Source organism: Arcticibacter pallidicorallinus (assembly GCF_003002875.1).
Lineage (GTDB): Bacteria > Bacteroidota > Bacteroidia > Sphingobacteriales > Sphingobacteriaceae > Arcticibacter > Arcticibacter pallidicorallinus.
The window spans coordinates 69939-83638 of record NZ_PVTH01000002.1 but is presented as its reverse complement, the minus strand read 5'-3'; the positions used below and the strand labels follow the sequence as shown (position 1 = coordinate 83638).

Here is a 13700-nt window from a genome sequence, read left to right as displayed (position 1 = left end):
TGTTATTACCAACGATAAGAAACAACAGATTTTGCGGGCACGTCATAGCTGAAATGTTTCGCTCCCTCACTTAAAGTAATTTTTCTGAGCTCATTTGTGTCGTTGAGCAGAACCAGGGCAAAAGTCCCGTCAGTGTTCTTAAACGCTGAATAGGTTAGCCCCGCAGCAGAGTATCCGCTTGCACCGATACGGACTGCACCCGGCTTAACGACGGATGACAAGTGACCGATGACATAATAATGCGAATTCCTTTTTATCGTTTTATAGTCTGCCTTATTGAGGTCTACAGCGCCGTAACAGGTCTGGCAACCACCATCCCTGTTTGGCCCCCGCTCTGTATCGAGCATCAGATTCCATACGATTACCGCCCTGCTCCAGTTGTTAATTGTTCCTAAACCAACTTCTTTCATATCTTCCATGAGGCGGGTTGCCAGATTCTGACCATCATTCCATGTACCAATAGAGGTTTCCGTAAAGATCAGTTCCTTGTCTGGACGTTTCGCCTGGATATCCAGAAGCTCAGCTTTGTCTCCGCCATAATTGTGGTAAGCAGCTCCTGTGATAAATGCTGCGGCTGCAGCGTCCTCATAAATTTTCGCCGGATAGTCATTTTGCGAAGCGATATTATCATAATTGTAATTGTGGTCAAAAACATAAATCTTGGTATCAAGACCTGCTGCTTTTAACTTCGGACCCAAAGCGGTTTTAATGAAAGCCAACTGCTCGTCCCATCCCATATAAAGAGATGCGGAGTTCTTTCTGTTCAAAGGTTCATTCTGCGGAGTGACAGCAGAAATCTTGACACCGTTTGCGGCCATTGCTTGAATCCATTTCACGAAATAGGTACCGTAATCCTGATAATGGACCGGATTAAGCTGGCCACTCGTCCAGGAATTGAACGGTTGCAGGTCGGTCAGGTTATTGACCTTCATCCAACGAGGACTAGTCCAGGGAGAACCCAGAATCTTCAGATTTGGATTGATCGCAAGTATTTCTTTCAACACAGGAATGATATAGTTTATCTCCTCGTTTTGAAGCCCGAAGTTCTCGATTCCGGGGGTATCCCAGCATGTGTATTCACTTAATGAGAAGTCCGAACATCCAATTGCTATGCGGATGTAGCTCTGACCCATTCCCTCCGTTTCGGAAAACGTCTCCTTTAAAAATTTGGCCCTGTCAGCCGGTGCCATTTTCAACAAATTATAACAGGTTGAACCAGTTATTGCTGCCCCGAATCCTTCTATTGACTGATAGGTCTGGGAAGGATTCAATGTAATGGTATTAGGCGACATGTTGGATTTGGTGCTGAAATCAACGAACTTCTTTGCGAAATCTTGGGAACGTGTATTCGTAGTCACATAGATGGTGACGTCGCCACTTACAGGAACCTCCGGCTCAGGAGGATTTGAGGGTTCGTTTTTATCTGTACCACAGGCCGTGACAATTGAGCCCAGAAGGCAAAACGCCAGTGCTATGCTTTTAGAATTTGTTAGATACTTTTTCATGATGTCGGATTAGTAGCCAGGGTTCTGGATTAGTTTAGGATTTTGGTCAATAACAGCCTGTGGAATAGGAAGGCGGTAAGATGTTTGATTAAATGGATAAGTAAGCGGCCTTCTTCCGGTGTCTTTGGCATAGACAGCATTCATCACTTCTTCAACCTTGTTCAAACGGACCAGGTCGAACCAGCGCTGACCTTCGAAAGCCAGTTCCAGGCGCCGCTCTTTTAAGAGGGCGGTCACCATGGCGTCCTTATTGCTGCGCACAGCATTCGGCAGCTTAGCCAGTCCGGCCCGTTCACGAACCCTGTCGATAATTTCAGCAGCGGCAGAGAGATTAGCATTTGGCCCCATGATCAGCGCTTCAGCTTTTAATAACAGCACATCCGCATACCTGTATTTGATTATACTGTTAAACGCAGAGCGGGTTTTATACATGAAGGGATAATTATTTGATGGATAATAGTTGCTCCATGTTGTTTGGTAGTACACAATCGATTCTGCAAAACGCTCCTGGTCACCTTCATCCTGAAAGGCCTTGATCAAACTGCGCGAAGGAGTGATCCATTTAGCCCAGGTGAAGTTGTTGTTATAATTTGTCAGATCCCGTCCAAGCATCCAGGTTACCCAATTGCCATTTCCTGACACGAATTGCGCTTCTAAAATAGATTCTTGGGTATTCCTCGCTTTCGCGTCTGTGGTGGCTGCGTTCATACCGAAAAGATCGCTGAAATCTGCTACCAGGTCAAAGCCATCAGCGGCAAGTTCATCCGCGTACTGGACAACCTTACCATAGTCGCGGATCGGCTTCTCCGCATATACCTTAGCAAGCAGTGTACGGGCAACAGACTTTGTGAAGAGGGTTTTGTTCGCAGCATTATTCTCCGGCGCGGATACCAATGCCTCTGTCAGATCCTTCTCAATCTGCTTATAGGCTTCTTCTTCCGTATTTTGAGCGGGAAAATAATCATCATACACTTCACCTATGGTTTCAGACGTGATGTCTCCTGCTTCTTTGGTGATTACCGGGATGTCTCCCCAGAGGCGGACCATGTCAAACAGTACCATAGCCCTGAAGATCTTGCCTTGTGATTTAATTTGCTCTCTTTCAGCGGGACTAAAGCTATTGTCAACTACTGAGTCTACGTTATTGATCAAACGGTTCGCACGGGCAACATCCTCCATATACCTGTTCCAATCCCTGTTAATCACCGAATTTGATCCTTCAATGGAGTTCGTTTCAAATGGAACTACCTCCGCTCCCGTTGTTCCGGCATATGCGTTGTCTGAATGTGATTCTGCAATCAATAAAAGATCAAGGTACCAGTGTTCCTGGCGGTCTCTCATCTGGTTATACAAAGTGGTGAGATGGCTTTGAACGGCTGCCTTGTCTTTGAAGACAACCTGGGCTCCCTCTTCATTAACGCCTTCTGTTACGTCCGAGTAAGTATCCAGAGGATCTTTCACTAAGGAGCATGAAGCAGCTATTAAAAGAAAGCTGCAAGCCAATCCCTGATAGATATATTTAAGTTTCATAATGGTTATATCTTAAAATTCAACATTAACGCCGAGGACAAATGATTTACTCTGAGGGTAGGTGCCCCAGTCTATCCCTTGAACGGCCCCGTTATTTCCCCATTGGTTCACCTCCGGATCCATGCCTGAATAGTTAGTCCAGGTGAGCAGGTTACTCGCAGAAATATAAGGTTGCAGGCGGTTTATGTTCAATCTCTTCAAGAACTGACCTTGAACATTATAGGAGAGTGAGACATTCTTCACACGTAAATAACTGCCGTCTTCCACAAAATAACTGGAGTTCCGGATGTCAAAATTAGCCTTGGGCACATCCTTGATCTGACCTGGCACCCGCCATCTATCTAATACTCTTGTGGATTGATTCTTACCATCGTACATCCCCTCTGTCTCCATTCTGGAGGCATTGAAGATATCATTGCCGTAAGATCCCTGAAGAAATACACTTAAGTTGAAATTTTTGAAAGAAAATGAATTGGTCAGTCCGAAAATGAAATCGGCATTTGGATCTCCAATATAGGTTCTATCTGTTGAAGATATTTTCGAATCCCCATTCAGATCCCGATACATCAGCTCACCTGTCTCCGGATCAACCCCATCACTGATGTAACCGAAAAATCCACCTAAGGAACGTCCCGGTTGATTCCTCACGACTGCCTCATTTACGGTATTGCTGGTCACAGCATCACTATAGATCTTTTGCAGTTCTAGATTCTCCAGCCTATTCCGGTTGAAGGATATATTAAAATCAGTACTCCAGGTGAATGGACCGGTTAGATTCTGAGTGTTTACCAGAACTTCAAAACCCTTATTGGTCATCTCGCCCTCATTCCTGGCGATGGTACTTGCAACTGCAGCTCCCGCGGGCAAGGACACATTCATCAGCATGTCTGTAGTCCGCTTGTAATAATAATCAAGATTAACAGTCACACGATTCTTAAGTGCGGTGAAATCCAGGCCGACATTGGTCTGCGTTGTCGTCTCCCAAGTCAGATCAGGAGTGCGAAGATTCGCAGGACTGATTGTAGGAAGGGCATTTTCCTGGTCAGTTACAAACCACTCGATACGACGGATATTGTAACGCTGTAAAAAAGCGTAATCCCCGATGCCCGACTGGTTCCCCGTCTGTCCCCAGCCACCTCTGATTTTCACGTCATTCAACCATTCCACGCCCTCCATAAAGTCTTCCGATGAAAGCCTCCAGGCCGCCGAGACCGATGGAAAATAACCCCACCGATGATCAGGATGCAGCTTGGAAGAACCATCTGAACGTATGTTGGCGGTCAAAAGATACTTACTATCGTAATTGTAAGCTACGCGTCCGAAAAAAGACATAATCGCCCAATCTGAGGCTTCCGATCCGGTATTGGTCCAGCCGATTTTATTCGCAACGTTCAATGTTTGTATGAGATCGTTTCTAAAATGAGAACCGTTGATATAACTTCTTGTGTAGTCAGATTCAGTAAATGAGGAACCCGCCATTGCTTCGACACTGTGCTTATCAAATGTTTTGCTGTAATTCAATACATTGTCGAATGTCAGCACAGTGTTCATGTTGCGTTCATCAAGTGCCTCCCCTCGCTGATTTCTACCCCATGTAGTAGAGATTGGGTCAAGGAACCGGGTATTGAGGGCATTCCTTCTGTCAACAGTAAGGGATGTCTTAAACCCAATCTCCGGCGTAAAAGTAAATAAAGCATTTCCCGAAGCGATCAGTCTGTTTTCCCTGTCTTTGTTGTGCCTGCTTCTGGCTATATTCTCAAGGGGGCTGGTAATGTTGACGCCATAAAAATTAGTATAATACTGGTTTGGGTTTTCCGGATCCCAAATCGGCGCAAAAGTAGGCGTATTAATTGTCGAAAGAACCACCCCGCCTCTGTTAGACCCCAAACCGGTTGCCACACCATTACTTGAGTAATCCGCATAATTAATACTAGCCCCAATATTTAACCATTTGCGCACTTTGTTATCAATATTTGCACGAACGTTATATCGCTTAAAAAACGAAGTATTCACCACACCGGTCTCGTTCAGGTATCCGGCAGAAAGGTAGTATTTCAACTTTTCCGTGCCATCAGAAATGGATACTTGGTAATTCTGCAATTCCCCCGTCTTATAAGTTTCGTCGAACCAGTCAGTTTGATCGGTCAGACCTTCAGGAAGCGTCACAAGGCCTATTTCGTTCTGCAGATCCCTGTACTGCGAAAAGTTGAGGACATCGATTTCATTGGTAACTTTGTTCTGAGTGAACTGAGCGTTAAAGGCAATTTTAGCATCGCCATTCTTCCCCGCCTTAGTCGAGATCAGAATAACGCCGTTAGCCGCACGAGAACCATATATAGCCGCAGATGAAGCATCTTTCAAAATCTGCATGCTCTCTATGTCATTGGGCGACAGGAACCTGATGTTATCTACAGGGACACCATCAACAACATACAGCGGATCGTTACTTCCATTAAAGGAAGTCGTACCCCTTACGCGGATAGACATTTCAGCTCCCGGTGTTCCGTTAGGTTGAATCACCGAGACCCCGGCTGCACGCCCTTGAATCGCCTGGGCGGCAGAAACGATCGGCCGCTGGTCCAGATCCTTCGTCGAAATACTGGAAATTGCCGTGGTGACGTCTTTTCTTTTCACAGATCCGTAGCCAATAACAACGACATCTTCCAACTGGTTGTTGGAAGCTTTTAGCCGGATGTCGATCCGGGCAGAGTTAACCGGTATTTCCATAGGATCATAGCCGATATAGGTAACGACCAATACACTGCCGGGTGCTACATTCGGCAGCGAATAGCGCCCATCGACTCCTGAGGAGGTTCCGGTTTTTGTCCCCTTCATAATCACAGATACCCCGATCAGCGTTTCGCCGGTGGCCGCATCCGTCACAACTCCTTCTACCCGAAAATTCTGAGCGAAAGCAGGCGACAGTACCGCACAACCGAAAAAGATAAAAAGCTGTAACAGTCTTTTGGTAAATAAAAGCCTCATAGATTCATGATTTAGTGGTTAGTTAATAATTGATCTTAGCAAAGCGGTAGAAGTAGATATTTGGGCTTCGCCTTATTGGTTAGCTCAAATGTAAAGACATAAAAGACCCTTTATTTTTGTTGCACTAAAAAAGTACTGGAATTAAAGCACTAAACCTTAATAACCAATTGATTAGAGAACAAAAAAGACAAAAAAAAGTACTGAATGAGGGAGAGAGATGAGTGATTAATCGCGCTTAAGTGTCCCTATTTCTTTTACCATCTCCTCAAAGCTTTCACGGGCTATGGCTTTATTCCGAACCTTGGTTCGGTAATTGTATACTGTCCGAAGGGAATACCGGAGAAAACTCGCAATCTTAACGCTATCGGTTATTCCCAAGCGGATCAGCGCAAAGATCCTGAGTTCGGTATTGAGGAGTTCCCCGTGACGCGGCTGAATCCTTTCTTCGGCTACCAGAAGCACATTAAAATCGCGCACGAAAGTAGGATACAGATTTAAAAATACCGTGTCGAAGTTCTTGTACAGCTCTTCCAACTCGGTCTCGACGATACTGGTCGATTTTAGCGTTTTGAACAAATCTTCAAGCTGATTATTCGACGCTTTCTTTTGTAAAGCTTTCCGGTAATTCTCCAGCTTATCGATATAAGTGGAACACAGGTCAAAGAAATGAGCTATATACTCTTCCTTAATGTGGTTTGATTCAGAAAGATTATCATTGGTCTGTTGTAATTGATAGTTCAGTTTGCTCAGCTTCTCATTGGTTTTAAACAGTTCTCTGCGGATCTTTGACACGCGCTTCATCTGCTTGTATGTATAAATGATACCCGCAATAAGAAACAAAGACATAATGCTTATCAGAATAAGGTATAAACGAAACTCCATTTTCTGCTTCTTTTCCTTTTCTTGAAACGAGGCGTTTATAATCGGGTAGAAAGAAGAGCCTTCCACCGTTCTGTATCGCACATTGCAAAAAAGAGCATCGTTTACAGCTGCTTCGATAAAGCGGAAGGCCTGATCAATATCATCTTCCTTATAAAAAGTTAAGGCCAGACTCTGCAGGGAGGCATTGTCCTTAATGGAGTTTTCTATATCGGTGATAGCTGAAACCGCAAAATACTTTTTCTGCAAATCCATCTTTGTCTCGTCCATATACATACGACCAAGCAAATACGCGATCACAGCACGTTCCGGGTTCTTGTCTGTCGTTTTTTCAAGTAGAGAGAGCAAGGCAGTTTCCGCCTCTCTCCGCTTACCTTTGTATAGGATGTTTTCAGCAGACACTATCTGATATTTCAAAGAAGCCGGGTCGACTACTTTCAGCAAAGAATCACGGTATAGCTCACTTTTGGCATAGTACAAAATATTGTTATTGCTCTGCCCGTAGTGACTGCAAAACTCATTATAACATTCGTAATAATCGGCAAGCAGCCTCGGATCCATTGTGCGCCTTTCGATATTGTCCAGCAAGTTCTTAGACTCAATATAGAGACCTGCTGTCGAATACAGCCAGGCCAACTCAATCTCTGCCTTATTACGCAAGTACTGATTTGCCAGATCCCTCCCTATCTGAACGTTCTTGAGAATGTAAAAGACGGCTGAATCTGATTTATACTTTTTGTATTCATAGCAAAGCTTCAAATTAATATCATAGGTCTGCTGAGGCGACAGATTTTCAATATGCAGCAATTGCTTTATCCCCTGAATCTTTTCTTCCTTATTGGCCATATACAACTGCCTGTTGTCCATAACCTTGTCAAGACGCTTGTATAAAGAGTCGAGATCAGTTATCGAGAAAGCGGTGTATTGGGTTAGCAGCAATAAAACCGTTAATAGGATATTCTTCAAGTGATTAGCTTAAGGATTTAGTTTATAATTGATGACCAGGAATCAGATCGTTTACCTACGAATTTAAGAGATTTAAAAGTATTCATTCAGGTCCTTTCAAGATCTTGCTCCTTTCAATAAAATAATGAAACTGAATCTTTACTTTAAAGATATACAGTTAATCCTCACCTTTTCAAAGTCAGCAAGCCCTGAAACAACTCCTCGTTAAATGCTCCTATGGTCGTATTTTTCAGCAAAGCATGAATCTCAGTCCTGATAGATTCGAACTGATGATGTAAGGGGCAGGGATTATCTCCCGAACAGTGCTTCAATCCCAGCGCGCAGCCGTAAAAAAGCCTGTCGCCATCCACTGCCTCTACGATCTCACTTACAGATCGCTGGAGAGCATGCTCTTCGATAAAAAATCCTCCTGTCGGACCTTTGAACGAGCTGATCAGGCCTTTTCTACTGAGGTCTTGAAGAATTTTTCCTAAATATAATTCCGGGGAATCAATGCCCGCAGCGATTTCCTTAATGCCTACCCGTCTGCCCAAAGCAGATTTCTGCGCAATGTAAAACACAGCTCGGATTGCATACTCACAGGTTTTTGAAAAGATAGCCATAAAACGTTCAAAAGTAAAAAAATTAAATAGACTAGATGTTTCAAAAGATAGTATCTATTTTTGTATTTAATATATAAAGGTATTAATATCTACAGTATGACAAACGAACAGAAAGAATTAGTTAGGGGCACTGTCCCTATCCTGAGAGAGCATGGCGTCGCGTTAACCACTTACTTCTATAACCGTATGCTGACTCACAATCCGGAGTTGAGGAATGTGTTTAACTCAGCAAATCAGCATACCGGAGCCCAGCCCACAGCGCTTGCCATGTCGGTATTGGCTTATGCGGAGAACATCGACAACCCTACAGTGCTGGCTCATGCGGTAAACCGTATCGCCAACAAACATGTAAGCCTGGATATACGACCGGAACAATATGCGATTGTGGGGAAACACCTGCTGGCATCTATCTCCGAAGTACTTGGAGAGGCGGCGAGTGCTGAGCTTATTGAAGCGTGGGGACTTGCCTATAACCAGCTTGCGGGAATTATGATTGGCGTGGAAGCTGATCTGTACAGTAGCGCAGCGCAGAAAGAAGGCGGATGGAGCGGTTGGCGACCGTTTGTTGTTAAGCACAAGGTAAAAGAGTCTGAAGAGATTACCTCGTTTTATCTCTACCCTTCCGATGGAGGGAAAGTCGCCGACTTTCTACCAGGTCAATACATCACTGTTCGTCTATACGTTCCTGAACTTAAGGTTTTCCAGCCGAGGCAGTATAGTCTATCTGCTGCACCAAATGGCGACTTTTACCGAATATCCATAAAGAAAGAGCACGGTAACTCGACCCGTCCTGAAGGATATGTCAGCAATCTGATGCATAATAAAGTTCAGCAGGGCGGGGTGATTGAAGTGGCTCCACCATCCGGGGATTTTACCTTCGACCCTACAAAGACCAATCCCGTCGTATTTGTTAGTGGCGGCGTCGGTTTGACTCCCTTTATTTGCATGCTTGAATCCACCATCGCGTCTGGCAAGAACAGACACATTACCTGGATCCATGGCTCCAGAAGTTACGCTGTTCATGCTTTTAAAAATGTGGTAAGAGAACTCGGTGCCAGACATGGAAAAATGAAAATCCACACTTTTTATGATACGATAGAAAATGATCTGGAAGATGATTTTTATGAAGGCTATGTAGACCTGGAAAAGATCCAGGACGCAATTAATCCTGATACCGACTACTACATCTGCGGTCCCGGCGAGTTTATCAAAAAGCATTATCACTATCTCCTCGATCAGAATGTCGATAAAGATCGAATTCATTTTGAGGAATTTGGACCGGCGGTACTGGTAGTCTAATTAGCAGAAGCTCGCTTCGTCTATTTTATGTAACAAGCCGATAGGCCTTGCTAGGACAGCATCTGGTCTGCTTGAGGCTAGCCAGTAGGTGAGGCCGCAGTGATGCCACGGTGAGGCCACAGTGATGCCACCTTTTTGCGGTAAAACGTGGCATCACTGTGGCATCATGGCGGCTACACTGTGGCATAACCCACAAGCTGCTTACCAGCTGATCTCCGGCTGATGCCAGCCGGTTTAAGCCAGGAACTTTATGTAATATAAAGAAAGGGTGTATGACGGTAAACCGATGAGCTCAGATCAGCTTCTGAAAGGTTCTCCACCACAAGTCGGGCATTTCGCCCGCTACTGCATCCTGGTAATCATCATATTGACAAGGTACAAGGTGAAAACGCTCGTTGCCGGAGTGTCCGGTTGGGTATGGCACCTGCATCCACCAGCGGTCGGTTTTTTTACTTTTCACGAATACCAGTTCGTGTGATCCGTCTTTAAGCGTCGCCCGGTAGATCAGGTACTGCGATTTCGGTTGTAAGGGAAAATCACGTTTTCGCTGGTAAAAGCCTTCGATGAAGTACCAGATCATCTGACCCAGCAGCATAGCGCTTTGACCCTCGCTGTCGTACGCGGGGTTAAACTCATAGAAACCAATTGAGCTTAGCTTATCGCTCATACCTGCATAACGGCACAACTGACAAGCTTCTTCGCCGTAGAATCCGTTTGGACTTGCATTGCTGTTTGCCTTTGCATCCGAAGAACGTATGGCCGAGATATCAAAGCTAAGTACGCTGGCATTACGGATAATAGGTTCGGCAACGGATATTTTATTATAAAAATCGCCGAGGCGATTGACATCGAACAACAATTTTTCCATGACCCTCAGACTGTCCTGATTAACAAAATAGGTTTGATAACCAATATTGCTGAAGTTGAACAGGTAATTCGGCTGGTGTAAGAAGATTTTATTCAGATAAGAGTTCGAATAGGCTTCGATCGATGGGTCGTCAGCGATATCATCAAGATCAAACTTGCTGTCGATAACAACCAGGTCGACCTTCTGCTCCAGATCTTCGTATGCCATGTATTGTGCGTACGTGATATCTTGTCCGCCTCCAATAATCACCGGTACCATGTTGTTTTTTACCAGGTTGGCAACAACCGTTTTAACAGCGATATAGGTATCCGCAACGGTGTGTCCGGCTTTAATATTTCCCAGGTCGGCAATCCTTGGCTTGAAAGCGCCGGCATGCAGACTGTAAAGCTTCTCGCGGATATAATCAGGAGCCAGTGCGCAACCTTCGTTATTCACCGCATGGCGGTCATCCAGCACTCCAAACAGTACGATATCTACTGTACCCTCTTCAAGATCGGGAAAATGATGCGTAAAGACGCTCACCTGACTACCCAATTGGCTGCTAGAGAACCCCGCTTCTGCACCGAATTTGCGGTCATCGACCGGCACGAAAAAATCAACTAAAGACATATTCGCTCCAAATATCCATTTAATTCAGTTACTTTTGAAAGCAAATTCAATTTTTGCCGGATGATCTTAGTTACTGGCGCTACAGGCTTTTTAGGTTCAGAATTAGTTAAACAGCTGCATGACAGAGGCATGCCGGTAAGGGCATTGAAGCGCCTTCATTCTACCATTCCAACCATTCTTGAAGATCTCCCCCGTATTGAATGGGTGACCGCAGACATTCTCGATTATTTCGCACTTGAAAAGGCTTTCGAGGGCGTTACGCATGTTTATCATTGCTGCGCCATGATCTCTTTTGATAGTGCCGACAAGGGCATTATGCTTCGCGTAAACAAAGAAGGCACGGCTCACGTGGTCGATCTTTGTCTGCTCAACGATGTCGAAAAGTTAGTGCACGTTAGTTCCGTAGCTTCACTGGGTGATCCAAAAGCGGGCGGCGAAACTACTGAGAAAGATCAGTGGGAGTTCAATGGCACGCAAAAGGGCTACTCTATATCCAAGTACGAAAGTGAAATGGAGGTGTGGCGGGGCATTGCGGAAGGGCTGAATGCTGTCATCGTTAATCCTTCGGTGATCATCGGTAAGAATGCGGGTAACAAGGGAAGCGGAAAGCTATTTGAACTGGTACGCACAGGGCTGCGCTATTACACACCGGGTTCACTCGGCGTTGTAGACGTGGAAGATGTGGCAAAAGTGATGATCCGGCTTATGGATAGCGACATCTCCGCTGAGCGTTTTATCGTCAATGGAGAGAACATGAGCTATGAGCAACTTTTTTCTGAGACGGCAAAGTGCTTTGATCTGCCCGTTCCGAAAACGGAGCTGAGCAAGGAAAAAATGTTCCTGGGCTGGCTGGGAGCTAAGATAGCCTCCGTGTTAACAGGAAAAAAATACAGCCTGACAAGGGATACGGCAAAAAGTGCTTTTAAGAAATCTTCGTACTCGTCGGCTAAACTTTCAAAATTTCTGCCTGAGATAAGATTCAAGCCTATTTCCCGCTCTATCAGGGAAATCACTGAACATCTGAGGGATTCATATAGACGCGACCGCTTGCAAAAGGAATAAGTTTCAGAATAGCCGGTTTCGCGGGTTTTAAATACAAACTATTTTAATGAAGAATTTTTACATCATTGATTTTGACAGCACCTTTACCCAGGTAGAGGCATTAGATGAACTCGTACGAATTTCATTAAGCGATCATCCCGATAGGGAAGAGATCTATAAAAAGATCGAGGATCTGACCAATGCAGCCATGGAAGGCCGCTTGTCTTTCAGAGAGAGCCTTACCCAAAGGGTGCAGCTACTGCATGCCAACCAGGAACACCTCAAACAGCTTGTCAGCAGGCTTAAGAAAAAAGTTTCAGCTTCCTTTTCACGTAACAGGGAGTTCTTTAAACAACACGCAGACGAGGTTTTGATCGTGTCGGGAGGCTTTAAGGAGTTTATTACGCCCGTGGTTCTGCCCTTTGATATCAAAATAGAAAACATATATGCGAATACCTTCACCTTTGATGAAGAAGGTAATATAACCGGCTATGACCAGGAAAACCCGCTTTCGCAGGAAGGGGGCAAGGTGAAGCTTTTGAAGCAGCTGCAACTGGAAGGTAATATTTACGGTATCGGAGACGGATATTCAGACTTCCAGCTAAAGGAGTCGGGACTGATCCAGAAGTTCTATGCTTTTACGGAGAACATTTCGCGACAAAGTATTTTGGAGAAAGCAGATCATATCACGCCGAGCTTTGATGAGTTTTTATATGTTAATAAATTACCTCAGGCTATCTCCTATCCTAAAAACAGGATCCTTTGCCTCATTGTAGGTGACGTTCCGGAAGAAGCTATACAGGTTCTGAAAAAGGACGGATTCTCTATTCGTCATAAGGAGACTTTTGAAGACAAGTATGTTGGTGACGTGGGGATGGTCCTGCTGGCTGATGGAGAAAAAATAAGTGACGCCAAGCTTTTAAAGGCTATCAAACTGAAGACGATAGGCTATTTGGGTAATAGCAAGAACAAGATATCACATGATATCGCTACAGAAATGGGCATCGTGATCTTTGACGACCAGAAGCAGAACCCCAGAAACGCCAAGTTTATCCCTAAACGAATGGCTGATTTCATTAATAAGGGCGACACTTATATGAGCTCCAACTTCCCGAACTTACAGCTTCCGAAGGTGGGCAACGCTCACCGTCTGATCCATATCCATAAGAATATTCCGGGGATCATGGCGCAGATCAATAATGTTTATGCTAATCATAACATCAACATTTCGGGACAATTCCTAATGACCAACGAGCAGATCGGTTATGCCATTACGGACGTAAGCGCCCGCTATGACAAGCAGGTACTGAAAGAGTTGAAGGAGATCGACCAAACGATTAAGTTTAGGATTCTTTTTTAATCAGATTTTTTGCTTTTTTGACGATCGTAAGGCCTTGAGTCTGTGAATAATCCCCA

Annotated in this window: 9 protein-coding genes; 3 read left to right on the top strand and 6 right to left on the bottom strand. The window is 44.7% G+C overall.

Annotation, left to right across the window (positions count from 1 at the left end):
- Window positions 1–5: 5 nt before the first annotated feature.
- The 5 genes from B0I27_RS03185 to B0I27_RS03165 form a co-directional block, all read right to left on the bottom strand.
- Entirely contained in the window at window positions 6–1505 is a 1500-nt protein-coding gene (locus B0I27_RS03185; RefSeq protein WP_106291379.1) for an endo-1,6-beta-glucanase, read from the bottom strand.
- A gap of 9 nt (window positions 1506–1514) precedes the next feature.
- The gene (locus B0I27_RS03180; protein ID WP_106291377.1) at window positions 1515–3035 is read right to left on the bottom strand and encodes a RagB/SusD family nutrient uptake outer membrane protein; all 1521 of its coding nucleotides are present in this window, start codon (window positions 3033–3035) and stop codon (window positions 1515–1517) included.
- 12 nt (window positions 3036–3047) lie between these two features.
- On the bottom strand, window positions 3048–6020 hold the full coding sequence (locus B0I27_RS03175) for a SusC/RagA family TonB-linked outer membrane protein (RefSeq protein ID WP_106291375.1): 2973 nt from the start codon (window positions 6018–6020) through the stop codon (window positions 3048–3050).
- A 225-nt stretch (window positions 6021–6245) separates the two neighbouring features.
- Entirely contained in the window at window positions 6246–7865 is a 1620-nt protein-coding gene (locus B0I27_RS03170; RefSeq protein ID WP_106291373.1) for a DUF6377 domain-containing protein, read from the bottom strand.
- A 164-nt stretch (window positions 7866–8029) separates the two neighbouring features.
- On the bottom strand, window positions 8030–8467 hold the full coding sequence (locus B0I27_RS03165) for an RrF2 family transcriptional regulator (RefSeq protein WP_106291371.1): 438 nt from the start codon (window positions 8465–8467) through the stop codon (window positions 8030–8032).
- Window positions 8468–8563: 96 nt separating this feature from the next.
- On the opposite strand from B0I27_RS03165, the gene hmpA reads away from it, so the two are divergent.
- On the top strand, window positions 8564–9766 hold the full coding sequence (hmpA, locus tag B0I27_RS03160; protein ID WP_106291369.1) for an NO-inducible flavohemoprotein: 1203 nt from the start codon (window positions 8564–8566) through the stop codon (window positions 9764–9766).
- A gap of 292 nt (window positions 9767–10058) precedes the next feature.
- Here hmpA and B0I27_RS03155 read toward each other — a convergent pair whose 3' ends face one another.
- Window positions 10059–11243, bottom strand: coding sequence for a formimidoylglutamase (locus B0I27_RS03155; protein ID WP_106291367.1), 1185 nt, complete (start codon window positions 11241–11243; stop codon window positions 10059–10061).
- A 60-nt stretch (window positions 11244–11303) separates the two neighbouring features.
- Here B0I27_RS03155 and B0I27_RS03150 point away from each other — a divergent pair, with 60 nt between their 5' ends.
- Both B0I27_RS03150 and B0I27_RS03145 read left to right on the top strand, forming a co-directional pair.
- Entirely contained in the window at window positions 11304–12305 is a 1002-nt protein-coding gene (locus tag B0I27_RS03150) for an NAD-dependent epimerase/dehydratase family protein (protein WP_106291365.1), read from the top strand.
- A 46-nt stretch (window positions 12306–12351) separates the two neighbouring features.
- A complete protein-coding gene (locus tag B0I27_RS03145) occupies window positions 12352–13644 on the top strand; it encodes an HAD-IB family phosphatase (RefSeq protein ID WP_106291363.1) in 1293 nt (430 codons plus the stop codon).
- The last annotated feature ends 56 nt before the right edge of the window (window positions 13645–13700 follow it).